The sequence below is a fragment of the Vibrio gangliei genome, assembly GCF_026001925.1.
GTDB lineage: Bacteria > Pseudomonadota > Gammaproteobacteria > Enterobacterales > Vibrionaceae > Vibrio > Vibrio gangliei.
The window spans coordinates 1,837,830-1,862,764 of the sequence record NZ_AP021869.1 but is presented as its reverse complement, the minus strand read 5'-3'; the positions used below and the strand labels follow the sequence as shown (position 1 = coordinate 1,862,764).

Annotated in this window: 23 protein-coding genes; 10 read left to right on the top strand and 13 right to left on the bottom strand. The window is 43.9% G+C overall.

What is annotated here, in order from left to right; genetic code table 11:
• Nucleotides 1-561: 561 nt before the first annotated feature.
• From Vgang_RS08565 to Vgang_RS08535, 7 genes are all read left to right on the top strand, one after another.
• Nucleotides 562-1,857: an NCS2 family permease gene (locus Vgang_RS08565; RefSeq protein ID WP_105900941.1), complete on the top strand. Its 1,296-nt coding sequence runs from the start codon at nt 562-564 to the stop codon at nt 1,855-1,857.
• Between the two features lie 52 nt (nt 1,858-1,909).
• On the top strand, nt 1,910-2,374 hold the full coding sequence (gene gpt, locus Vgang_RS08560; RefSeq protein WP_105900942.1) for a xanthine phosphoribosyltransferase: 465 nt from the start codon (nt 1,910-1,912) through the stop codon (nt 2,372-2,374).
• A 171-nt stretch (nt 2,375-2,545) separates the two neighbouring features.
• Nucleotides 2,546-2,821 carry a GNAT family N-acetyltransferase gene (locus Vgang_RS08555; protein WP_105900943.1) on the top strand — a complete coding sequence of 92 codons (276 nt, stop codon included), beginning with the start codon at nt 2,546-2,548 and terminating at the stop codon, nt 2,819-2,821.
• Between the two features lie 58 nt (nt 2,822-2,879).
• The gene (gene frsA, locus Vgang_RS08550; protein WP_105900944.1) at nt 2,880-4,124 is read left to right on the top strand and encodes an esterase FrsA; all 1,245 of its coding nucleotides are present in this window, start codon (nt 2,880-2,882) and stop codon (nt 4,122-4,124) included.
• Nucleotides 4,125-4,212: 88 nt separating this feature from the next.
• Nucleotides 4,213-4,599: a sigma factor-binding protein Crl gene (gene crl / locus Vgang_RS08545; protein ID WP_105900945.1), complete on the top strand. Its 387-nt coding sequence runs from the start codon at nt 4,213-4,215 to the stop codon at nt 4,597-4,599.
• A 195-nt stretch (nt 4,600-4,794) separates the two neighbouring features.
• Nucleotides 4,795-5,928 carry a glutamate 5-kinase gene (gene proB / locus Vgang_RS08540; RefSeq protein WP_105900983.1) on the top strand — a complete coding sequence of 378 codons (1,134 nt, stop codon included), beginning with the start codon at nt 4,795-4,797 and terminating at the stop codon, nt 5,926-5,928.
• A 25-nt stretch (nt 5,929-5,953) separates the two neighbouring features.
• Nucleotides 5,954-7,204, top strand: a complete 1,251-nt coding sequence (locus Vgang_RS08535) for a glutamate-5-semialdehyde dehydrogenase (RefSeq protein WP_105900946.1) — start codon at nt 5,954-5,956, stop codon at nt 7,202-7,204.
• 190 nt (nt 7,205-7,394) lie between these two features.
• Here the strand turns inward: Vgang_RS08535 and lipA are convergent, their stop codons facing one another.
• From lipA to leuS, 12 genes are all read right to left on the bottom strand, one after another.
• On the bottom strand, nt 7,395-8,360 hold the full coding sequence (lipA, locus tag Vgang_RS08530) for a lipoyl synthase (protein WP_105900947.1): 966 nt from the start codon (nt 8,358-8,360) through the stop codon (nt 7,395-7,397).
• 87 nt (nt 8,361-8,447) lie between these two features.
• On the bottom strand, nt 8,448-9,143 hold the full coding sequence (lipB, locus tag Vgang_RS08525; protein WP_105900948.1) for a lipoyl(octanoyl) transferase LipB: 696 nt from the start codon (nt 9,141-9,143) through the stop codon (nt 8,448-8,450).
• Nucleotides 9,144-9,305: 162 nt separating this feature from the next.
• Entirely contained in the window at nt 9,306-9,575 is a 270-nt protein-coding gene (gene ybeD / locus Vgang_RS08520; RefSeq protein WP_105900949.1) for a DUF493 family protein YbeD, read from the bottom strand.
• 273 nt (nt 9,576-9,848) lie between these two features.
• Nucleotides 9,849-11,036 carry a serine hydrolase gene (locus Vgang_RS08515; RefSeq protein ID WP_105900950.1) on the bottom strand — a complete coding sequence of 396 codons (1,188 nt, stop codon included), beginning with the start codon at nt 11,034-11,036 and terminating at the stop codon, nt 9,849-9,851.
• Nucleotides 11,037-11,190: 154 nt separating this feature from the next.
• Nucleotides 11,191-11,976 (bottom strand): septal ring lytic transglycosylase RlpA family protein, encoded by a 786-nt coding sequence (locus Vgang_RS08510; RefSeq protein ID WP_105900951.1) that lies wholly within the window; start codon nt 11,974-11,976, stop codon nt 11,191-11,193.
• A 4-nt stretch (nt 11,977-11,980) separates the two neighbouring features.
• Nucleotides 11,981-13,102, bottom strand: coding sequence for a rod shape-determining protein RodA (gene rodA, locus Vgang_RS08505; RefSeq protein ID WP_105900952.1), 1,122 nt, complete (start codon nt 13,100-13,102; stop codon nt 11,981-11,983).
• 1 nt (nt 13,103) lies between these two features.
• Nucleotides 13,104-15,005 carry a penicillin-binding protein 2 gene (mrdA, locus tag Vgang_RS08500; RefSeq protein ID WP_105900953.1) on the bottom strand — a complete coding sequence of 634 codons (1,902 nt, stop codon included), beginning with the start codon at nt 15,003-15,005 and terminating at the stop codon, nt 13,104-13,106.
• Between the two features lie 6 nt (nt 15,006-15,011).
• Nucleotides 15,012-15,482 carry a 23S rRNA (pseudouridine(1915)-N(3))-methyltransferase RlmH gene (rlmH, locus tag Vgang_RS08495; protein WP_105900954.1) on the bottom strand — a complete coding sequence of 157 codons (471 nt, stop codon included), beginning with the start codon at nt 15,480-15,482 and terminating at the stop codon, nt 15,012-15,014.
• Between the two features lie 68 nt (nt 15,483-15,550).
• Nucleotides 15,551-15,868 carry a ribosome silencing factor gene (gene rsfS / locus Vgang_RS08490; RefSeq protein ID WP_105900955.1) on the bottom strand — a complete coding sequence of 106 codons (318 nt, stop codon included), beginning with the start codon at nt 15,866-15,868 and terminating at the stop codon, nt 15,551-15,553.
• Nucleotides 15,869-16,070: 202 nt separating this feature from the next.
• Nucleotides 16,071-17,105, bottom strand: coding sequence for a DNA polymerase III subunit delta (gene holA / locus Vgang_RS08485; protein WP_105900956.1), 1,035 nt, complete (start codon nt 17,103-17,105; stop codon nt 16,071-16,073).
• Between the two features lie 5 nt (nt 17,106-17,110).
• Nucleotides 17,111-17,800, bottom strand: coding sequence for an LPS-assembly lipoprotein LptE (locus tag Vgang_RS08480; protein WP_406708261.1), 690 nt, complete (start codon nt 17,798-17,800; stop codon nt 17,111-17,113).
• 155 nt (nt 17,801-17,955) lie between these two features.
• Nucleotides 17,956-20,550 (bottom strand): leucine--tRNA ligase, encoded by a 2,595-nt coding sequence (leuS, locus tag Vgang_RS08475; RefSeq protein WP_105900957.1) that lies wholly within the window; start codon nt 20,548-20,550, stop codon nt 17,956-17,958.
• A 138-nt stretch (nt 20,551-20,688) separates the two neighbouring features.
• On the opposite strand from leuS, the gene Vgang_RS08470 reads away from it, so the two are divergent.
• From Vgang_RS08470 to Vgang_RS08460, 3 genes are all read left to right on the top strand, one after another.
• On the top strand, nt 20,689-21,171 hold the full coding sequence (locus Vgang_RS08470) for a zinc ribbon-containing protein (protein WP_105900958.1): 483 nt from the start codon (nt 20,689-20,691) through the stop codon (nt 21,169-21,171).
• A 228-nt stretch (nt 21,172-21,399) separates the two neighbouring features.
• Nucleotides 21,400-22,770, top strand: coding sequence for an anaerobic C4-dicarboxylate transporter DcuC (gene dcuC, locus Vgang_RS08465; RefSeq protein ID WP_105900959.1), 1,371 nt, complete (start codon nt 21,400-21,402; stop codon nt 22,768-22,770).
• Between the two features lie 63 nt (nt 22,771-22,833).
• Complete coding sequence (locus Vgang_RS08460; protein ID WP_211293949.1) at nt 22,834-23,196, top strand: zinc-binding metallopeptidase family protein; 363 nt, start codon at nt 22,834-22,836, stop codon at nt 23,194-23,196.
• A gap of 115 nt (nt 23,197-23,311) precedes the next feature.
• Here the strand turns inward: Vgang_RS08460 and Vgang_RS08455 are convergent, their stop codons facing one another.
• A complete protein-coding gene (locus tag Vgang_RS08455) occupies nt 23,312-24,784 on the bottom strand; it encodes a DASS family sodium-coupled anion symporter (RefSeq protein ID WP_105900960.1) in 1,473 nt (490 codons plus the stop codon).
• Nucleotides 24,785-24,935 lie beyond the last annotated feature (151 nt).

The window sequence follows — 24,935 nt, the reverse complement described above, 5'->3', positions numbered from 1 at the left end:
TTTGGCTTTAGTAGAAATATAGGTTGTAATTAAATTACCATTTGTGTATTATCTCATCACTTCTTGAGAATCATGGCACACATTGATTTTTTCTGAGGTCAACAGGTTTTGTGTTTTTGTTGTTGATGAGTTTGTAACAATCACTCTCCAAGAAGAACTACCTTTTGTTTTCATTACCCCCTTTTGTTGAGAATTTTACTGCCTACTTTGGCAATATTTCTACCGCCACCTACTGTTTAGGTGGCGTTTTTTATTTTGGGGTAATGAAAATGGTGTTCGTAGCTTTAAAAATCTATATTTATAATATTATTAATAACTTAGCTTGCAATGTCCGATTGGCAGCATGAGCTGTCCAATTTGCCTTGCTTAAAGCTTGTTTTATTCCTGCTGAACTTACATCTTGAAGTTGCTTGGATATAGACGGTAAATAGATAAATAAATGCGTGTTTTGAGTAGATTCAGATTGCTTTCGTGATCAGAATTTGGAAAACTACACGCCTTTTTATTCAAACGATTGCGCAATCGTTTAAAATTGCTACACGCACACTTTAGGAATACATCATGTTAGAAAAATTATTTAAGTTATCGGAGCACGGCACCAACGTGAAAACCGAAGTCTTAGCCGGCGTTACGACGTTTTTGACGATGGCTTATATTATTTTTGTTAACCCAGCAATTTTGTCACAAGCTGGTATGGATCATGGTTCAGTTTTTGTTGCGACTTGTTTGGCCGCAGCGATTGGCTGTTTCATCATGGGCTTTTATGCAAATTACCCAATTGCTCAAGCACCGGGTATGGGTTTGAATGCATTTTTTACCTATACCGTTGTACTCGGTATGGGGCACACATGGCAAGTCGCACTGGCGGCAGTATTCTGTTCTGGTGTACTTTTCATTATTTTAAGCCTATTCAAAATCCGTGAGTTGATTATCAATTCTATTCCTATGTCATTACGCTTAGGTATTTCAGCGGGTATCGGTTTATTCCTTGCGCTTATTTCACTTAAAAACGCAGGTATTGTAGTTGGTAACCCAGCAACACTGGTTGGTGTGGGTGATTTAACCTCTCTTCCTGCTATTTTAGGTGCGTTAGGCTTCGTATTAACCATCGTATTGGTACACCGTGGCTTTAAAGCAGCAGTTATGATCGCCATTCTTGCTATTACCGCGATTGGTGTTATCGCTGGTGATGTCGCATACCATGGTATCGTTTCTCTTCCACCAAGCATGGCTCCGACTTTCTTACAGTTAGACTTTTCATCTATCTTTGATGTGGGCTTGATTTCAGTTGTATTTGCGTTCTTATTTGTCGATTTGTTTGACACAGCCGGTACTCTGGTTGGTGTAGCAAATAAGGCGGGCTTTGTGGGTAAAGATGGCAAAATTCCTCGTTTAAACAAAGCGCTTTTAGCTGACTCAACGGCAACGTCAATTGGTGCATTATTGGGTACATCAAACACAACGTCTTATGTAGAAAGTACAGCGGGTGTAGCTGTTGGTGGCCGCACTGGTTTAACTGCAGTTGTGGTTGGCATTTTGTTCCTTCTTGCTTTATTCTTCTCGCCATTAGCGGGTATGGTGCCAGCCTATGCGACTACCGGTGCATTATTCTACGTGGCAATCTTGATGCTTTCAGGCTTAGTGAACATTCAATGGGATGACCTAAGTGAAGCGGCTCCTGTTGCTGTGGTTTGCTTATTAATGCCACTGACTTTCTCGATTGCAGAAGGTATTGCGATGGGCTTTGTGACTTACGCAGCTATCAAATTATTGAGCGGTAAGGCACGCGATGTGCATCCTGGTGTTTGGGTATTGGCTATCGTTTTCTTGTTGAAATTCATTCTTACAGGTGCTTAATAGCCAAAGTGCTGTTGCATCTTAGAAACAAAAACAAAGCAGGTTTTATATTATGAGTAACAAATTCATTATCACTTGGGACAACATGCAAATGTATTGTCGTCAATTAGCGGCCAAGCAAATGCCAGCTGAGCAGTGGAAAGGTATTGTTGGTGTGAGCCGTGGTGGTTTAGTACCTGCTGCGATTTTAGCGCGTGAACTGGGCATCCGTTACGTTGATACCATTTGTATCTCAAGCTACGACCATGATCATCAACGTGATATGCGTGTGCTTAAAACTATCGAAGGTGATGGTGAAGGTTTCCTGATTGTTGATGATTTAGTCGACAGTGGTGATACGGCACGTCATATTCGTAAAATGTATCCGAAAGCGAAATTGGTGACAGTTTGTGCAAAACCGGCAGGTCAAGAGCTTGTGGATGAGTACATCGTTGATATTCCTCAAGATACTTGGATCGAGCAACCTTGGGATATGACGCTTCAATTTGAAGAGCCAGTGAATCGTAAGCAAAAGTAATCTCTCGCCAAGCCTTTTGGTTATAGATGATTAATTTGATTATATTTAAACCCTGTACCCATATCGGTGCAGGGTTTTTTATTGGTAAGATCAAACCGATTCACGCTATTCTAGTGAGGTTAACTAACAATCGTCGAACGAGTTGATTTGATGACTTTACAGGAGTAGATAATGGCGAACTTTAAGCATGATTCATCTTTATGTCGTTATGAGGTGGAAGTGGCCGATAATTTTTGGGCACATTTAGATTATCTAGAAAGTAATGGGGTTCTGACCATCACTCATACTTTTGTTCCTGATGAATTGCGTGGCCAGGGTTGCGGAAAGGTATTAATGGAAACGGTGCTGTCGGATGTAGAAGCACAAGGTAAAAAAGTACGCCCTGTGTGCAGCTATGCTGTGGTGTATTTAGATCGTCAAACACAGTGGAAGCATTTGATTGCTTAACTTATCATTTCCAATTTCTTAGATTCTGTTCTTTTGACACCAGCAGTGGAGATATCTCTTGGAGCCAAGCAGCAAAAATTTATCAGAAAACTTATTCAAGAAACACCAGCATGCTGAAGAGACCTCGAGCTTGATTGGGTATTTGTCTGAAAGCCAAGCTTTACTAGAAGAAAATCAGCAAAGAACGAAAAGCGCCTGGTATCGAGCGCTGAGACGCATGCAGTGGATTTGGCAAGGGCTTGATCCCATCGAAATTGAATCTGTTTTAGCGCGGATTGCCAGTTCAGGGAATAAACATAATCATCCTGATTGGCTTGATACGGTGGCTGGATATCGACCGGGAAACTGGGCTTATGAATGGACGCAACAAGGTGTTTCACATCAGAAAAAAGCTTCGTTAAAAGAAGGCGAGGCGGCATCGGATGAGCTCTACTTAGCGAGCTTATGTTTCAGCGTGGCTAGTTACCCGCATTTGAAAGGCGATAATTTATCGATCCAAGCTCAAATACTTGTCAATAAAGTTTATAAAGAAGCAATGGAACTGAGCCCATATGTTACTAAGGCTCTAGAAATTCCATACAAAAATAACAAGATCATGGCAACGTTGCATGTGCCTCATACTGAAAAGTCTTTGCCTATCGTGATGGTGAGCGCCGGTATTGATAACTTGCAAACGGATATGTGGCGATTGTTTCGAGATTATCTCGCCAAGCATAACATCGGTCTATTAACGGTTGATATGCCTGGGATTGGTGCTAATGCGCATTGGACGCTTACAGAAGATTCAAGTTATTTGCATCAAGCGGTACTGAACGAGCTGCCGAATATTCCTTGGGTTGATCATCATAACGTTGGCTTATTGGGTTTTCGCTTTGGCGGCAATGTGATGGCGCGTTTGTCTTTTATTGAGCAAGACAAAGTTAAAGCCTGCGTTGCGCTTGGGGCACCGATTCATGATTTACTATCCAGCTCAGAAAAATTTGGCATGATGCCGAAAATGTATTTAGATGCATTAGCGTCACGCATGGGTAAGAAATCCGTCGATATTTTCAGCTTTTCAAAACAAGTTCGAGCTTGGTCATTGAAGTCGCAAGGTTTATTGGCTGGGCGCGCAACGCCTGTGCCGATTTTGGCGCTGGGATTAGAAGGGGATCCTGTGGGGTCGAAAAAAGATAATCAAAGCCTTGCTATGTTTAGTCAAGGTGGCAAGTGTTTGGAATTGAAAACAAAGTCACTTTCACAAGGGTATGATCAAGCGCTCACTTCCGCGGTTGATTGGCTGAAAAGTGCGCTAAATAAGTGACAATTGTGATCAAATAGTTAACTATGGTGTGCGGGGTGAATGGAATGAATGCTCCCCGCTCATTGTAATTATGCTATGGAGAATCATAATGACTGAACCATCTGCACCGACTCACTATCGTTTAATGACATCCTTAAAAGCCATTGGTCCTTATCTGCGTGAAGGCGAATGTGAAGCGGGCGCGTACCTATTTGATTGCTTATCTGTTTGTGTGAATGACAAAAAGTCACCTGAAAAACGTGAATTCTGGGGGTGGTGGCTACAATTAGAAAAACAAGATGATACTTTCATTGCCAATTACACACTGGGTCAATATGACGAGAAAGGCAACTGGCTTGACATCGCTATTCCAGAAAAGGCACAACAAGAAGTAGAAAGAACTTTGGAAGATTTTCATCAGAAATTAGTCAAAGTGTTGTCTGGTGATTATGACTTTACCGTTAGCCTGCACAAGAATTCTGTTGATACTTTGTAAACCAAGCCACTTCAGCATCATTTTCTTTCAACAAAATTGAAATTAACCGAAAAACTCAGGCGTGTTGGCGGATAATCCCTAACACGCCTTATCTTTTACTTGTGAAATAGCTCCCGTATTGATACAACAAGTGGATATTTTTACTATTACTTTTTTATCTTTGACAGGAAACTCATGTCGGCTCAATCCTCTTCCATGCAAAGTGATATCCACCAACATAAAGCATCACAAACTATTGTTGTAAAACTTGGCACTAGCGTGCTAACGGGTGGCACTTTAGAAATCAATAAAGTAAGAATGGTTGATTTAGTTCGTCAGTGCGCTGAACTAAAAAATCAAGGTCATCAAATTGTGATTGTATCTTCTGGTGCGATTGCGGCAGGAAGAGAGCACCTAGGTTACCCCGCATTACCTAACTCGATGGCAAGTAAGCAACTATTAGCGGCGGTCGGGCAAAGCCGTTTGATTCAAGTATGGGAATCCTTGTTTGAGTTATACGGCATCAAAATCGGGCAAATGTTGTTAACACGTGCCGATCTGAAAGATAGAGAACGTTTTTTAAATGCACGAGACACCATTAATGCGTTAATTGAACATGGCATTGTGCCTGTGGTGAATGAAAACGATGCGGTTGCAACCACCGAGATTAAAGTCGGTGATAACGATAACTTGTCTGCACTTGTCGGTATTTTGTGTGGCGCGGATAAATTATTGTTACTGACCGATCAATCCGGCTTGTTTACTGCCGACCCACGTAAAGACCCGAATGCTGAACTGATCCGAGAAGTTAAAACCATTGATGAAACGCTGCGTAAAATTGCTGGTGGTAGCGGGACAACATTAGGTACGGGAGGCATGGCAACTAAGTTGCAAGCGGCCGATATTGCACGACGTACTGGCATTGAAGTGGTGATTGCGGCGGGAAGTAGCCCAAATGTGATTGTTGATCTCGTCAGTGATAAACCTCAAGGCACCCGTTTTATTGCGCTAGAAGAGTCACTGGAAAACCGTAAGCGTTGGATTTTAGCCGGTCCAGCTTCTGTCGGTGATTTAGTGATAGATGATGGGGCGGCTGCCGCTGTGATCGAGCGTGGCAGTAGCCTACTTGCGAAAGGCATTACGCAAATCAAAGGCACCTTTTCTCGCGGTGATGTAGTACGTATTCGAGATCAACACGGTATGTTGTTGGCAAAAGGAATCGTCAGTTACTCCAATACCGAATTAGAGCTCTTGATTGGAAAGCACAGCACCGAGATTGAAGCCACTCTTGGCTATGAATATGGTGCGACGATTGTCCATCGCGATGACCTCGTGGTTATTCAAGAATAAAAAAGAAAGCATAAAGGAACATATTGTGGATTTAACATTAATGGGCCAAGCGGCAAAACAAGCCTCTTACCAATTAGCCACCGCTTCGACAGCACAAAAGAATCAAGCATTATCCATCATTGCTGACGAGCTAGAAGTCAACGCGAAAGCGATTTTGGCAGCCAATGCTAAAGATATCGAACTAGGCCGTGAAGCCGGTTTGTCAGATGCCTTATTAGACCGTTTGTTGCTTAATGAGCAACGATTAGCTGGCATTGCAGCTGATGTACGTAATGTGATCAGCTTAAATGATCCTGTTGGTAGTGAAATGGACAGCAAGGTATTAGAAAACGGCATGTCGCTTGCGAAGCGCCGTGTTCCACTTGGTGTGGTGGGGGTGATTTATGAAGCACGCCCGAATGTCACTATTGATATTGCCGCGCTATGTTTAAAAACGGGGAACGCCAGCATCTTACGTGGTGGTAAAGAAACCTTTTTCTCTAATATGGAGCTAGTTAAGGTCATCCAAGTTGCCCTTGAAAAAGCGGGATTGCCAGCGGCATCGGTACAATACATTGAAAAGCCAGATCGCGAGTTGGTATCCCAGCTGCTTAAATTGGATGATTATGTCGATATGATCATTCCTCGCGGCGGTGCTGGTTTACATAAAATGTGTAAAGAAAACAGCACGATTCCTGTGATCATTGGTGGTTTTGGTATTAGCCATATTTTTGTGGATGAAACCGCGGATCTTGAGCGTTCAATTCATGTGATTGAAAACTCAAAAGTTCAACGCCCATCTGCGTGTAACTCGTTAGATACGTTACTGGTTCATGAAAAAGTCGCAGCGCAATTATTACCGCAGTTAGCGAAGCAGCTTGGGGATAAGGTTACTTTGGTGGCTGAACCTAAGGCAAAAGCTTTGTTGCAAGGTGTATCTCAAGTTCGCGATGCGCAAGAGGGCGATTTTGATACGGAATGGCTAAGTTATACGCTTGGCGTAAAAGTCGTAACTGACATTGCAGAGGCCATTGATCACATGCAGGTTCATAATGCGAGCCATTCAGATGCGATCATGACAGAATCGCTGCGTAATGCAGAGTTATTCATTAATTCTGCTGGCTCGGCAGCGGTCTACGTAAATGCCTCGACACGCTTCACTGATGGCGCTCAATTTGGTTTGGGGGCAGAAGTGGCGGTATCAACACAAAAACTTCACGCACGCGGCCCTATGGGCTTAGAAGAGCTCACGAGCTATAAGTGGGTGGGTAAAGCCGATTATTTGATTAGGTCATAACAGCCGAATCTCGTGACTCGGAAACTCGTTGCTCGAGGTTGTACCTGTAGACGAAGTTACTAGAAACAAAAAAGATCGCGATTGAAACCGCGATCTTTTTTATGCTTATCTCGAAACTCGAAACTCGAAACTCGACCTTTCCCTTTCGAGTTACAAGCAGCGAAGCGCCCGATAAACGAGCTCCGCCTATTTATTTAATCTCAATCCCTTGTGCTTGCATATCCGCATGATACGAAGAACGAACAAACGGGCCACAAGCGGCATGGGTAAAGCCGAGATCTAAGGCGATTTCTTTCAGTTCATCAAACTCAGAAGGTGGCACGTAACGCTCTACTGGTAAGTGGTGACGGCTTGGGGCGAGATATTGGCCAAGGGTCAACATTGTCACGCCGTGAGCACGTAGATCTTTTAGCACTTCGATGATTTCTTCTTTGGTTTCACCTAAACCCATCATCAAGCCTGATTTGGTTGGAATATGCGGGTGCTGCTCTTTGAATTTTTGCAGCAATTGCAGTGACCATTTGTAGTTTGCACCTGGTCGTGCGCGACGGTACAAGCGAGGTGCGGTTTCTAGGTTGTGGTTGAATACATCTGGTGGGTTATCTTTCAATAGCTCCAACGCGACATCCATACGGCCACGGAAATCTGGAACCAGTGTTTCAATCTTGATATGTGGATTTTGTTCACGAATGGCTTGGTTACAATCGGCAAAGTGCTTGGCACCACCATCACGTAAGTCATCTCGGTCAACAGAGGTGATCACCACGTATTTCAACTTCATGTCTTTGATAGTTTGAGCCAGCTTTTGCGGTTCATCAGCTTCAGGCGCATTCGGACGGCCATGGGCAACATCACAGAAAGGGCAGCGACGAGTACAAATCGCCCCTAAGATCATAAAGGTAGCGGTACCGTGGTTAAAGCATTCAGCAAGGTTAGGGCAAGAGGCTTCTTCACAAACGGAGTGAAGGTTATTCTTACGCATAGCGGCTTTAATGTCTTGAATTCGCTGACTGTCGCTAGGTAGTTTGATTTTCATCCACTCAGGCTTACGCAGTATTTCACTTTTCTCTACCGCGATAGTTTTGGTGGGAATCAATGCCATTTTGTCTGCGTCACGATACTTAACGCCTTGTTCCATTTGGATTGGTTTGCTCATAACTTCCTACTATTTATAGCGATACTTCGATAAAGACTAAGGTCATTACCGAGGTTCTTTATTAGACACTCTCTTTTGGGGAGATTCTTAATGACTAAGCTGTTCAGTGATCTCAACTTGGGTGTATCCAAGCTGTTGAGTAATTTGTTGCATCAGTGCGCTTTCAACCGTGTGAACACAATCTGGCCCATTAACATCTTTGACTTGCACCATTTCCATTCCGGCATAACCGCATGGATTAATGCGCAGAAACGGCGATAAATCCATATTGACGTTCAGAGCTAAGCCATGAAAAGAACAGCCCTTACGAATTCGAAGACCCAGTGAACATATTTTTCTTGGCCCGACATAAACCCCAGGTGCATCAGGGCGAGCCGCTGACTCGATGCCGAATGCTTTTAATGTTCCGACTACGATATTTTCAATATGTGTGACTAATTCACGTACGCCAATCTTCTTACGGCGTAGATCAATCATAAAATAAGCCACAATTTGGCCTGGTCCGTGATAAGTCACTTGACCACCACGGTCGCTTTGTACGACAGGAATATCGCCGGTATTGAGGAGATGTTCGACTTTACCTGCTTGGCCTTGCGTAAAGACGGGGTTGTGTTCAACCAACCAAATTTCGTCAAGGGTCTGAGCGTTTCGCTCATCCGTAAAGCGGTGCATGGCTTGCCAAACGGGTTCATAGTCTTGTCGGCCTAGTTGTCGGATGATGACATGTTCAGGAGAGGCGACGTTGAGCTCCAAAGTATCGACTAATTCTGATTGACTATCCATGCACAGAGTCCTAAAGCAAAAATGTGAGAGTAGCGTTGTTTCGATTGAAAGGATCAGGCCAACAGTATAAACCGAATTCAGCTGTGTAAATACGGAATCAATGTAAGGATATTGGCGCTGATCCCATTATTGCTTATGCTGTATTACCATATCGTTGCGGTATTACAGCACCATTCGTACGATTTCGATTTCACCAAGCTCTTTATATAAAGTTTCAACTTGCTCAATCGATGTCGCCGTGATGGTCACAGACACTGAGTGGTATGTGCCTTTGCCACTCGGTTTCACATTTGGAGAGTAGTCACCTGGGGCGTGTTGTTGAATGACACCTAACACAAGATCTGGCAATTCTGGTTTCGCATAGCCCATCACTTTGTAAGTAAACTGGCATGGGAATTCAAGTAAGTCTTTTAGTTTTGGTTGCTCTTGCATACCATACTCCTGCGGGGAAAAGTGCGATAAAGCGTGCATAGTAATGGGATCGGTGCTGGATCTCAACTCTCTCATTCTATCTATATCGCATAGATTATTCGGTTTGGTTGTTTATCGATAGGTGGGGTTAAAAGCGAGTATTTTAAACTGTTTGATATGTCTATCTTTTCTTCCTTATGGGAAAATTTCACTTTTTTAGAGCGACACATATCAATTAAAAACAAAAAGCCGCACACTGGCGGCTTTTATGACTGAGTCAGTTTGAATTAAAACTTAGAACCAGCTTTTAAACAATAGAACAATGTAATCGATCAAGCGGCTGAAGATACCACCTTCTTTCACATCTTCTTGAGCGACAAGTGGGTATTCTGCTACATCTTTACCATTTAATTGGTAGAACAGTTTACCAACCACTTCACCTTTACTGATTGGCGCTTTTAGCTCTTTATCAAGAACAAAGCTAGCCGCTAGGTTTTTCGCTTGGCCACGAGGAACGGTGACGTAAGTATCTTCCTTTACGCCAAGAGAGATTTCGCTCTTGTCACCCATCCAGATTTTTTCTTTAACGAACTCTTCGCCCGCTTTATGTGGTGCAACAGTTTCAAAGAAACGGAAACCGAAGTTAAGCAGCTTTTTACTTTCGGCTTTACGTGCGTTTTCACTTGCGGTGCCCATAACTACAGAAACAAGACGCATGTCGCCTTCTGTTGCTGAGGTTACTAGGTTGTAGCCTGCACCACTGGTGTGGCCGGTTTTAATTCCGTCAACGTGCATGCTCTTATCCCACAATAAACCATTACGGTTGTATTGGGTGATGCCGTTGTAAGTGAATGATTGTTGAGAGTACAGTTTGTATTCTTCAGGCACATCGCGAATCAATGCTGCACCTAAAATAGCAAAGTCATGTGCAGTCGAGTAGTGCTCATCGTTATCTAGGCCATGAACATTGACAAAGTGTGAGTTTTTCATGCCAATTTTTTGTGCCCATTGATTCATGAGATCGACAAATGAATCTTCTGAACCAGCAATGTGTTCTGCCATTGCGACACAAGCATCATTACCTGACGTTACGATGATGCCTTGGTTCAGCTCATCAACAGTAACGGTTTTGCCCACTTCAATGAACATTTTTGATGAATCAGGGAAGTTTTTCGCCCATGCGTTTTCGCTGACCACGACTTCATCGTTACGAGAGATGCTACCAGATTTGATTTCTTGACCGATAACATAGCTAGTTAACATTTTGGTTAAGCTCGCTGGGTGGCGACGCTCATCCATGTTCTTTTCAGCAAGGATTTTACCTGAATGGTAATCCATAAGAACGTAGCTTTGTGCTGCAATTTCTGGTGCGTTAGGCACGACGATAGGATCCGCCGCCGATGCGTTGACAGAAACTAGTGATGCAGAAAGTGCTAATGATGGAACTAGCAAAGTTGTGAGATATTTAGCCGTATTTTTCATGTGATAAATGCAATCAATTTTGGGTGAACGAATATTTTCCGTATTCTATCAGAAACTTTTCTATAAATCAGATATGGATCAAAAGTCTACGAAAACTGGCAATATCGTTTAACCGTAAGACGATAAAGGGCTGAAATTGTTAACTAATAGCGATTTATTTGCGAGTTTGGTGCTTCATAAACGCTGATGGGTAACCATTTTGTTTAAGTTTAAGTAAGACTTCATTAGCACTGCTTTGATCTTTCCATGGACCAAGCATGATGCGGCTCATTTTATTTTGTTTTTGCACACTATATTGTGCCGAGTACTTTTGACCAAGGTTGACCGCTAAAGTTCGCGCTTTTTCTTCATCGGAAACAGCGGCGACTTGGATAAGATATTCTTCTCTAGAATAGGCATGGTCTACTTTGGTTTTACTGACCGTAATGTAATCAATCTTTACTGGGGCCGTGCCATGTTGATAGACACCGAGCTTATAAGCGGCTGCGTAGCTTAAATCAATAATTCGACCATCATGAAATGGGCCTCGGTCATTGATTCGTACAATCGCGGTTTTACCATTGGCGGTGTTGGTCACTTTCACGTAGCTAGGAATCGGCAAGGTTTTATGCGCGGCAGACATAGAATACATGTCATACACTTCACCATTTGAGGTTAAGTGGCCGTGAAACTTTTTGCCATACCAAGATGCGTAACCGGATTGGCTGAACCCAGTCGGATTTTTTACGATTTTATAGCTTTTTCCACGTAAGGTGTAATCGCTATTGCCTCCCCGGCTGAATGGCTCATATTTTGGATGAGCATCTTCAATATTGGCAACCGAAATAGGATCTTCTGGTGCCACATCGTCTGAAATTTTGTAGCGTTCATCAGGAGAAGAAGAACAGCCGGCTAAAATCATAAAGGCCATCCATAGGCCATAACGGTAACATTTTTTCATCAATCTAATTCGCCTTTGAAAGCATTTTTCTATGAGTGTGAATTGACATAAGGATACCGAAACCCGCCAATAGCGTGATCATGGATGTGCCACCGTAACTAATTAGCGGCAAAGGTACACCTACGACAGGCAAAATGCCACTCACCATACCGATATTTACAAAAACATACACAAAGAAACTGAGGACGACGCTGCCGCCCATCATACGGCCAAATGCGGTTTGTGCTTGTGTTGCGAGGTAAAGCCCACGCGCAATGATGAATAAGTAAACAGCCAGCAATAATGAGACGCCGATAATACCCCATTCTTCAGCAATCACTGCAAAGATAAAGTCAGTATGTCGTTCTGGCACAAATTCTAATTGAGATTGTGTTCCGTGAAGCCAACCTTTACCGGTTAGCCCGCCTGAGCCAATGGCAATTTTACTTTGAATAATGTGATAACCCGCTCCCAGTGGATCTGACTCTGGGTCAAAGAGTGTTCGCACGCGAGTTTTTTGGTATTCATGCATTAAGAAAAACCATAATACCGGAATAAATGCACCAATGGCCGCTGCGGCAGCAAAGATGATCTTCCAACTGATGCCGGCGAGGAAGATAACGAAAATACCCGATGCCGCGATCAGAATTGATGTGCCGAGGTCGGGTTGCTTCGCTATCAGTATGGTTGGTAAACACACTAAAATTAATGAAGCCGCTAACACGCGAAATGTGGGCGGTAAAGGTTGCTTGCCAATGAACCGCGCTACCATTAATGGCACTGCGAGTTTAAGAAACTCAGACGGTTGAAATCGAGTAAAACCAACATCAAGCCAACGCTGGGCACCTTTAGAGGTTTCACCAAAAAACAGCACGCCAAAGAGCAAGATAACCCCGACGATATACATGCTGGGCGCAAAGGCTTCCATGGTGCGTGGGTTAATTTGAGCAACCGCGATCATCACGCCGAGGGAAAGTAACATGCGTAGTGCTTGTTGATCCATGCGCTCCATGTCTTGACCACTGGCGCTGTACATAATGACCAAGCCCATTGCCATTAACAGTAAAATGCCGAGCAATAGTGGCAAGTCAATATGGAATCGCTCGAAGTAAGCCCGATTTTGCCCGGTCGCAGGATCCATTTTCATACTACTTTTTATCCTCGCTATTTTCTTTCTGCTTTGACTTGACTAACACATGGTCAAAAATTTCACGGGCGATAGGGCCACCTACGCCTGAACCGCCACCTGCATTTTCCAATACCATGGCGACAATTAACTTAGGATCTTCCAGTGGTGCAAACCCCATGAGCAGTGCGTGGTCACGTAAATGTTCTGCCACTTCATCGGCGTTATATTTTTCACCTTCTTTCAGGCCATAAACCTGAGCAGTACCTGATTTGACCGCGGCTTCATATTGAGCACCATAGAAAGCTCGTCTCGCGGTGCCTCGGGAGCCTGTCGCCACTAAGTGCATACCTTCTTCCGCTAGGGCCCAATCGGAATCTTTTACGTTTTCAATCGGTGGGAAAGTCTTAATCGGGCTTAATACCGGCGTTTGATTCGGTTGTTCCTTATCAATGGTGGCTCGCAATAGATGAGGCGCACGTCGTTTACCATGAGAGACTAACACCGATAATGCTTTGGCGATTTGCATTGGTGTTGCCGTCCAGTAGCCTTGTCCTATACCAACAGGAATGGTGTCACCTTGATACCAAGGCGTACGGTGGCGAGCCATTTTCCATTCGCGGGTTGGCATGTTAGCGCTACTTTCTTCGTGAATATCGATGCCAGTGTATTCACCAAAACCGAATTTGTTCATCCAAGTTGATAAGCGGTCGATACCCATATCAAAAGCAACTTGATAGAAGAAAGTATCAACAGACTCTTCAATTGCTTTTTTCACATCAACCACACCGTGTCCCCAGCGGCTCCAGTCTCGATAGCCTTTATGATTTCGAGCATGCGGAATGTACCAAATACCAGGGTCATTCCGAGTGGTTTTAGACGTTATTACACCTTCAGTTAACGCTGAAACCGCAATAAATGGCTTCACTGTTGAGGCGGGTGGGTATATGCCTAAGGTTGCACGGTTCACTAGCGGGCGATTGGGATCATTCAGTAAATCTCGATACGCCTCACCGCTGATTCCATGAACGAAAGCGTTTGGATCGTAACTTGGGCTGGATACCATCGCGAGGACACCATTGTCTTTTGGATCCAAAATAATGATCGAACCACGGCGATGATTCATCAATCCAAAAGCATATTGTTGTAAGTCAATATCTAGGTTCAAGACGATGTCTTTACCTGGAATAGGTGGCACGTATTTCAGCGTACGAATAACTCGACCACGGCTGTTAACTTCAACCTCTTTATAGCCAGATGTGCCGTGTAAAACATCTTCATAATAACGTTCAATACCTAATTTACCGATATCACGGGTGGCTTGGTAATTAGAGACTTTACCTTCTTCGGTGAGACGCTGAATATCACGGTCGTTGATACGAGACACATAACCTAGAACATGAGTTAAGGTTTTTCCGTATGGGTAATAGCGCTTGAGGGCAGCCGTGACTTCTACGCCAGGGAAGCGATATTGATTTACCGAAAACTTGGCCACATCTTCATCGCTTAACTGGGTCATCAATGGCACAGGTTTGTAGTGGCGAATGTGAGTGCGCTCTTTTTGGAATGTCTCAATTTGTTCATCAGTGATTGGTAGTATTTTACGTAATTCCGCAATGGTCTTATCTATATCTTTCACTTTTTCTGGTGTGATTTCTAAGCTAAAGACAGGGCGGTTTGAGGCTAATAGCTTTCCATTGCGATCGTAAATAAGCCCTCGGTTTGGGGCAATCGGGACAATTTTAATTCGGTTATCGTTAGAGCGAGTTTTGTAGTCTTGGTATTGTTCAACTTGAATGTAATAAAGGTTCGCCAGCAAAATGCCGACCAAAACAATGATGCCCGCAAACGCAACAATAGCGCGTCGCGTAAACAATTTGGCTTCCGCGGTGTAATCACGTATTTGGCTACGTTTACGTCTCATTCTTTATTATTCTCGGTGGTACGGGTGGTTAGTTGTGACGCTCCAGGCGCGATATAGACTTTCAGCCATGATCACGCGAACCATTGGGTGCGGCAGAGTTAATGGAGATAAAGACCAGCTTTGATCGGCCGCCGCTTTACAGGCTGGGGCTAACCCTTCAGGGCCACCAATTAAAATGGACACATCACGGCCGTCGAGTTTCCAAGCGTCTAATTGACCAGCGAGTTCGTTGGTATCCCAGCGTTTTCCTGGGATATCAAGCGTCACAATGCGATTACCTTTAGGGACGGCGGCCAGCATTGCTTCGCCTTCTTTTTGTAAAATTCTCACAATGTCAGCATTTTTTCCACGCTTGCCTGCAGGGATCTCAATCAAGTCAAAAGGCATATCGCTTGGGAAGCGCCGTTGATATTCACGAAAACCTTCTTCAACCCATTTGGGCATTTTGGTTCCGACCGCGATTAGTTGAATTTTCACATTTCTCTCCAGTGTACTTCTCGGCTGCTTGCTGGCTTATTTCGCATTTAAACTTGTGACTGAGAGGTTTATCCCCAAAGTTTCTCTAATTGGTAGAGATCTCGTGGTGCTTCTTGCATGATGTGAACCATGACAGAGCCCATGTCAACGACAACCCATTCACCTTCGGTTTCACCGTCAATACCGAGTGGTTCGATGCCGGCGATTTTTGCTTCTTTCGCTACGTTATCGGCGATCGAGGCAACATGACGTTTTGATGTGCCAGTGCAGACGATCATGTAATCTGTGACACTTGATTTTCCTTTCACATCGAGAGTAATGATGTTTTCCGCTTTCATATCATCTGCTTTATCAGCAAGAAAATCTTTTAATTCATTTAATTGCAAAGTATTGCCTCTTAAACTGGTTTATAGGTTGTTAAATGATGTATTTGTTTCTTTATGGTATGTAGAAACTGAGTTTTTGAAAAGGACAGCTCAACGTTATTTACACTCTGTCTGTGTTATTTACAAGATGATTGCCATTTATACCCAAGTGACAACAAGCGTGCCGCTTTTTCCTAATGGATTGTTATCTATATGCCTAGTCTCACAATGGTGCAGAGAGAGGGAGCCGAACATTGGGCAGGCATAACTCAATCGATAGTTGGCTGATTTTGGGCCACGGATCTTGGTCAAAGGTGGTTTTGACTGATAATTCAAGTGCGCACAAGCTATGAACTTGACGTTTGATTTGCGACAAAGTTAACCGTTGCAGCGCAGCGCTGTACAATGGGCGCTTATTTTGCCAGATTCGATGCTGGTCGAAAATCTTGCCCAACGCTTGGCCTTGTTCAAAAGCCATTCGCATTTCAATTAAAATAATTAACTCTTTTTGCAAGGTACGAAGCAATATAACCGCTTCCTGTCCTTCCGCTTGCAGTTGACGCAATATGCGTTGTGCACGTTTGGCTTGTCCTGCAAGGAGAGCGTCTGTCCATTGAAATGGCGTAAAATGGTTATGGCGACTTAACGCAGCTTCGACTCTTGGCATGGTAAGTTTGCCATCAGGGTAGAGTAGTGCGAGTTTTTCTAAGCTTTGTGCTAAGGCGAGCAAGTTGCCCTCATGCCACTGCGCAAGCATTTGTACCGCTTCTGCATCAGGAGTCAGTTTGAGCTTTTTGCAACGTTGTTGTACAAATTGTGGCAATTGACGTAGCTCTGGGCTGTTGCAACTGACAAGTAAGCCATTTTGATGCAATGCCTTAAACCATTTGGTGCTTTCTTGAGCGCGTGTAAGTTTGTTGCCTATCACGACGAGCAAAATATCCGGATTGAGCATGGTCGATAGGTTGACTAGCTCTTTGCCTGCTGCGGCTGAAACTCCGGCTTCGGGGATCTCGAGCTCAATGATTTGCTGGTTAGAGAACAAACTCAGCGCCTGGCAGCAATCAAAGATGTCATTCCAATCGACTTGTTTATCTAATGTGAAACGTTGCTTATCTAAGAAACCTTGCTTTTTGGCTTGCTGGTAAAGCATATCTTTGCTTTCTTGCAGCAATAGAGGTTCATTCCCCATTAATAAGTAAACGGGGAACGAGTGTCGAGATAGATTGTCAGCCAGTTTGTCAGCAAAAATTCGCATGAGCGTTATGGTGTCTCTGTCTCAGATGCTGTCGCTGATGAGTCTTTACTATCGGCTGATACTTCGTCCGTAGTAATAGTTTGTTGTACACCATCGCCCAGATCTGTGGTTTCAGTTTGAGTATCCACATCGGTTGGGAAGTCTTGCATCTCATTATTTTCAGATGGCGTCACCGCGAGCTGCGCTTTTAAACGTGCCATTTGACGAATAATTTGTTCAGCGGCTTGTTCACGCATTTCATCCCATAACATGTCACGTTCCACCGACTTCGCCAGAGCAGCGAGTGGGTTGTCTAAGTAGCTACGGGTGATGTTGACGCGGAACGTTTTTGGGTCGTAACCCGGAACGGTCACACGATAAGATACGACGTAACGTAGTTCCTTTTCCGCCGCACGCGAGTTTTGATAAAGCGATAAGGTGCGATCTGAGCTGTTGTCACTATCCGACTCACTGATTAAATAGAGGTTCGGTACATCAGAGGCTGGTGGGACAACATCAACACCATTAAAACGCAGCTGATTTTTTACATCACGAGTGATTTGGCTGTAGCTATCAAAACTGGATACTGAAATGGTTGAGACTTCATCGGGAAGCAAATAGCTGCCACGGAAATGGAAGCCACAAGCTGAGGTCATCATGGCGAGAGTGATAATGGCGAGCAAACGTAACTGAGTGCGAGAAAACAATGTTGCCACTAAGGAATACCTCTAATAAATCAATAAATGAATGCGTTAATGCTTATCTTATGAACTCTGTCGATAACTTGTTATGAAAGCTCATAAGATAAGCGTAAATGGACGCTATGCCCATTTACGCTTTGAAGTGTAACTTGCTACGGCTAATTGTGAAATTAGTTCGCAACGATATTTAACAGTTTGCCTGGTACGTAAATCACTTTACGAACAGTCAAACCTTCAGTGAACTTAGTGACATTTTCATCACTTAGGCCCATGGCTTCAATATCGTCTTTGCTGATATCCGCTGGTACGGTTAATTTCGCACGTAACTTACCGTTCACTTGAACAATGATCAGCTTTTCATCTTCAACCAGTGCTTTTTCATCAAAAGTTGGCCATTCACAGCTATCGACATCCGATTCACCTAATGCGTTCCACAATTCGTGACAAATATGTGGAGTAATAGGGTAAAGCATGCGAACTACGGCTTTTAATGCTTCATCAAGAATGGCGCGATCTTGCGCATTATCTTGTGGCGCTTTGCCTAGTTTATTCATTAATTCCATGATAGCGGCAATCGCGGTGTTGAACGTTTGGCGACGGCCAACATCATCACTCACTTTTGCGATGGTTTTATGAACATCACGACGTAATGCTTTCTGATCGCCAGTTAACGCTGATACATCTAATGCTTCAACGTCACCTTTTTCAGTGTGATCGCCAACCAGTTTCCAGACACGACGTAGGAAGCGGTTTGCTCCTTCCACACCAGACTCTTGCCATTCAAGTGTCATGTCAGCTGGAGAGGCGAACATCATAAATAGACGCACGGTATCTGCGCCGTATTTATCGACCATTTCTTGTGGATCGATACCGTTGTTTTTCGACTTAGACATTTTGATCATGCCTGAGTGCTCAACGTTGCGACCTTGGTTATCGACTGCTTTCTCGATACGGCCTTTACCATCACGCTCAACCGTTACATCCGTCGGAGAAATCCACTCTTTGGTGCCTTTCTCGTTGGTGTGATAGAACGCATCGGCTAATACCATGCCTTGGCAAAGTAGTTGCTTAAATGGTTCGTCTGATTTCACATAACCTGCATCACGCAGTAATTTATGGAAGAAACGAGAATACAATAGGTGCATACAAGCGTGCTCGATACCACCGATGTATTGATCAACAGGTAGCCAGTAGTTGGCTTTTTCTGGATCTAATATATCGTCTGCTTGTGGTGAACAGTAACGCGCGTAGTACCAAGATGATTCCATGAAGGTATCAAAGGTGTCGGTTTCGCGTAGCGCATGTTCGCCATTAAATGTGGTTTCTGCCCAGGCTTTATCGGCTTTAATTGGGCTAGTCACGCCATCCATGACCACATCTTCAGGCAAGATCACAGGCAGTTGGTCAGCTGGAACCGGGTGTACTTCGCCATCGTCGGTGGTCACCATTGGAATTGGTGCGCCCCAGTAACGTTGACGAGATACACCCCAGTCACGTAGACGGAAGTTAACGGTTTTCTTACCTTTGCCTTCGCTTTCTAATTTCGCTGCAATCGCATCAAACGCAGCTTGGAAATCAAGACCATCAAATTCACCAGAGTTGAATAGGTTGCCTTTTTCAGTATAAGCCGCTTCTGATACGTCCGGCTGGTTGCCTTCTTCATCTAAAATTACTGCTTCAATGTTGAGGCCGTATTTTGTTGCGAATTCGAAGTCACGTTGATCGTGCGCAGGTACTGCCATTACAGCGCCTGTGCCGTAATCCATTAACACGAAGTTAGCCACATATACTGGCACTTCTTTGCCGTTTAATGGATGAATGGCAGTGAGACCTGTGTCCATGCCTTTCTTTTCCATAGTCGCCAGTTCTGCTTCAGCGACTTTGGTGTTTTTACACTCGTCGATGAATGCCGCGAGCTTAGGATTATTTTGTGCAGCAATAGCAGCAAGAGGGTGGCCTGCCGCGATACCCACGTAAGTGACACCCATCAATGTGTCAGGACGAGTGGTGTAGACTTCAAGATCCGCTTGACCGTTGACTTTAAAGGTTAGCTCAACGCCTTCAGAACGGCCGATCCAGTTGCGCTGCATGGTTTTTACCATTTCAGGCCAACCGTCTAGGTTATCTAAATCGTCTAATAGTTCTTGTGCATATTCCGTGATTTTAATGAACCACTGTGGAATTTCTTTTTGTTCTACAGGAGTGTCACAGCGCCAGCAACAGCCGTCTTCAACTTGTTCGTTGGCAAGCACGGTCATGTCATTTGGACACCAGTTAACTGAAGATGTCTTCTTGTAGACTAAGCCTTTTTCATACAGTTTAGTGAAGAACTCTTGTTCCCAACGGTAGTATTCTGGCGTACAGGTCGCGAACTCACGTTTCCAATCGTAACCAAAACCTAATAGTTTAAGTTGGTTTTTCATGTACTCGATATTTTCGTAAGTCCATGGCGCAGGTGCAGTTTTGTTTTTTACTGCCGCATTTTCAGCAGGAAGGCCGAACGCATCCCAACCGATCGGTTGCATTACGTTTTTGCCTTGAAGCCGTTGGTAGCGAGAAACTACATCACCGATGGTGTAATTACGAACATGGCCCATGTGCAGTCGGCCACTTGGGTAAGGGAACATCGACAAGCAGTAGAATTTTTCTTTGCTTGGATCTTCAGTTACTTCAAATGTTTTATTGTTATCCCAATATTGTTGAACCTTAGGCTCAATATCTTGCGGATGATACTGTTCTGCTAATTTCACTTTATGCTCTTGCATCGATGATGTCCGGTTATCGTAGATTTGTGAGATCGGTTAAACCCGATAATACTTGATCAGCATAGAATACCTTAAAGGGGTTGCGCTCAACAATAGCAAATGTGACCCTGTGAGTGACTAGACAGAAAGGAGATGCGGATGACAAAGCGTAATCAAGATTATAAAAAGGTCCTTGAACATGTCATTGAGAGCTTAAAGCACACGCCTGAAGAAATGGATAAGTGGTTCGAAACGCCAAGACAAATGTGGCAAGCCACTAAGGACATGACCAAGGATGAATGGGCTCTGATGGCGGAATACGTGAAGTCCGATCTCAAAGAGTTTTCTGATAATTACAAGAAAGATAAAGAAGCGATTGAAAACGATCCGTTCCGTGATGTGATTTCGGAATCCATTTGGGAAGGTTTGTTGGACATCACAGATAAAACGCAAATTGAATGGATGGAAGTATTTCAAGACATAGAACACAAAGGGCTATATGAAGTCGGTGATGTGATTGGCTTGGGGGCTTTGGTGTGTGAAAAATGTGGCCATCGACAAGAATACAGCCATCCATGTGAGATCACGCCGTGTATACAGTGCGGTAACCATGCTTTTACTCGCGTTCCATTAAAACCATAAAAAAATTCAGGAAACAACCCGTTCTTGTATTAAAATTCGGCTGCCTCAGGCTTTTAAAGCTAAAAATGTCAATAAAGCGAAACTGAGGCACCAAAATTTAGCGCTACAAGCACAAAAATTGATAGAGATTAATATTTGTTGTTTTGCCTTTTGGTAATTTGCTTGCCATTAAAAATCAATGTGACGATATCTGTTTGGTATTGATCATTCATAAAAAGGCAACACACTATGTTAGAACTCTCTATTGGCCTTATCGTGACCATTGCGGTAGGTTACTTCATCGTAAAAGGTTATAAGCCAACTGGCGTGCTGTTGACGGCGGGTACATTATTACTCCTTCTAGCTAAACCTCTAGGTCACTCTGTACTACCAGCCGGCATGGAATCAACCGGTAACTTCTTTACTGACGCTCTATTCTTTTTGAAAACGACCCTGCAAAATTATAACGGTGGTTTAGGTCTACAGATCATGCTGTTGTGTGGTTTCGCTTCTTACATGACGCATATTGGTGCTAACAACATCGTTGTAAAACAGTTTTCAAAACCTCTTGCCTTTATAAAATCACCTTACATTTTGTTGGTCGCCGCTTACATCGTGGCCTGCTTGATGTCTCTCGCTGTAAGTTCTGCAACGGGTCTTGGCGTGCTATTGATGGCCACTCTTTTCCCAATGATGACGGCGATGGGGATTTCTCGCCCTGCGGCGGTGGCAGTGTGTGCTTCACCCGCTGCAATTATCTTGTCTCCAACATCGGGTGATGTGGTGATCGCGGCGCAAAAATCGGGCATTCCTCTGCACGTGTTTGCGGTTGAAACGGTGCTTCCGGTGTCGATCTCGGCAATCGTTGTGATGGCAGTAGCGGCTTTCTTCTGGAATAAGTACCTAGATAAGAAAGACAATACACCAATGGAAAAAGTGGATGTTTCTCACATTGATGCAAGCGCTCCAGCTTACTACTCAATTCTGCCATTCTTACCTATCGTGGGCGTGTTCTTATTTAACGGCCAAACCATTCCTGGTATGACTTTAGATATCTACACAATCGTTGTGTTATCTATCTTCATTGGTGCGGTGGTGCACTACATTTCAACGCGTTTTGATGGTAAGCGTGCAGTGGATGACCTTGAAGTCTGCTACCAAGGTATGGCGGATGCATTTAAAGGCGTGGTAATGCTATTGGTGGGGGCAGGTCTATTCGCTCAAGGTTTAATGTCTGTTGGTGCGATTGATACATTGCTAGGCCTTGCGGATAACGCGGGTGCGGGTGCTGTCGCTCTAATGCTTCTTCTTACAGGTATTACGGTGGCAGCTTCAATTGCAACGGGTTCAGGTAATGCGTCTTTCTATGCATTCGTTGAACTTGCACCATCATTGGCGGCGAAAATGGGCATTAACCCTGCGTTCTTGATCATTCCAATGCTACAGGCGTCTAATCTAGGTCGCACCATTTCACCAGTCTCCGGTGTGATCGTTGCCACTGCAGGTATGGGTCAAGTGAACCCATTTGAAGTGGTTAAGCGTACCTTTATTCCTGTCGTTTGTGGTCTTGCCACGGTAATTATTGGTACGGTATTCCTTGTACCTATGATGGCATCTTAATCCACATTATTAATTCTAAAAGCTCACGATCTTGTGGGCTTTTTACTTTTTAGGAGAATGAAAATGTCTCAACAGTTTGATGTGCAAACTTATATTAAGCAATTAGAAGCCTTAGTGAATGTTGACTGTGGTACACGTACGCCACGAGGTGTTGCGAAAATTGCTGGTATTCTTACCCCAATGTTTGAGCAAATTGGTTTTACTGTTACTCGTCATCATATTGATGATAAAGCCGGCCCGTGTCTTGAAATTACCAATAAGCCGAATACCGAAGTCTATGATGTGATGCTCAGTGGTCACATGGATACGGTTTTTCCAGAAGGGACAGTCGCGCAACGCCCATTGACGTATGATCAAGAAAATTTGTTGATTGATTCTATTAAGCCACGTATTGATTTATTAGCCAGCGTGTTGAAGAGCTTCTAAGTTGAAGAACTCCTAAACAAACACTGCAATATGAAAGAAAATAGCCCAATATTTCAAAGTGTTGGGCTATTTTTTATTGATTTAGTTATAAGAGCCAGTTATGACAAGTGAATGCTTACCATAAACCGAGCGCTTTCCACCACAAGCTGCCGACCACACTCCAGATGAAGAGGTTGACGATACTCATGATAAATCCTGCTTTCCACCAGTTACCGAGCGACACATAACCTGAACCAAAAATAATTGGTGCAGTCCCGGTTGCGTAGTGGGTGATTGACATCATGAGAGAGGACGCGCCAGCAAGGGCCAAACCTAAGAACATTGGTGGTACGCCTAACCCTAAACCCGCAGCAAAGAACGCGCTAAACATGGCGGTAATATGTGCTGTGGTGCTCGCAAAGAAATAGTGAGCATAAAAATACACACAGCAGAGCAGAATAGTGACGCCCCACCAAGGTAAACCCAGCACACTCACATTGGTTTGAATTTGAGTCGCAAACCAAGTAATTAACCCTAATTTACTTAAATAGCCCGCCATCATAACGAGCGCAGCAAACCAGACTATGGTGTCCCAAGCGGATTTTTCCTTCAACACATCATCCCAAGTTAAAATCCCTGTGAGTAATAAGACCGATAAGCCGATGAATGACACCGCGGTCGCATCAACCGCATAAGCTGGGCCAAAAATCCAAGCAGGAATGCCGGCCCACAATACGAGCAACATAAAGAACACGCCCAGCATGATTTTTTCATCGAGCGAAATTGGCCCTTGCTCTGCTAATTTTTGCTTCGCAAATTGAGAGGCATTTGGGGTTGATTTTAGCTCTGGTGTAAAGAAGTAGTACAACACTAACGGCATGATAATCAAAGCCACTAGACCTGGTAGTAGCGCTGCCAGTGCCCATTGGCCCCAAGTGATATGAATATCTAACCCTGTCCCTTTGGCTATGAGATCCACCACTAGTGGGTTAGGCGCTGTTGCTGTGATAAACATAGCCGAAGTAATTGGGTTGGCGTTGTAATTCACTAACGCAAGATATTCCCCAATCTTCTTAGAGGAAGCATCGTGTCCTTTCGATGAAAAACTTTCAGCAATGGAACGCATGATAGGATGAATAATACCACCGCCACGCGCCGTATTACTTGGTGTGATTGGTGCGATTGTCAGTTCGGCAAAGCTCAGTGCATAGCCAATACCCAGTGTTTTCTTACCAAATAAAGAGATGAACCAATAACCAATGCGGTGTCCGAGTCCAGTTTTAATTAAGCCACGAGAAATAATGATGGAAGAACCGATAAGCCAAATCAGGCTGTTGGAGAAGCCGCTTAGGGCATTGGCCATAGATTGTTTTTGTGGGCTGGTCACCGAAGGGTCAACGGTTACGCCCGTCACCGCGACTAATGTAATGGCTAAAATAGATAACGCACCAATCGGCATGCCTTTACCTATAATGGCGGCAATGGTGCCAATAAATAACGCTAATAAGTGCCAAGCGTGAATTGCAACGCCTTCGGGAGCCGGAGTAAACCAAATCACCAAAGTAATGATCGCAGCAATAAGCATTGGAACAGGTTTAAATGCTTGCATACGTAACTCTCTAATAATTAATACTAAAAGTAGTATAAATGAGCACGTTCAATAGCACGAGTTTTGCGCCGAAAGTTTATGAACAGCTTTCCGAACTTGATGATTGAATAACCGTAACCGGAGGTAACTTATCTAAGATCAAAGAGATAGT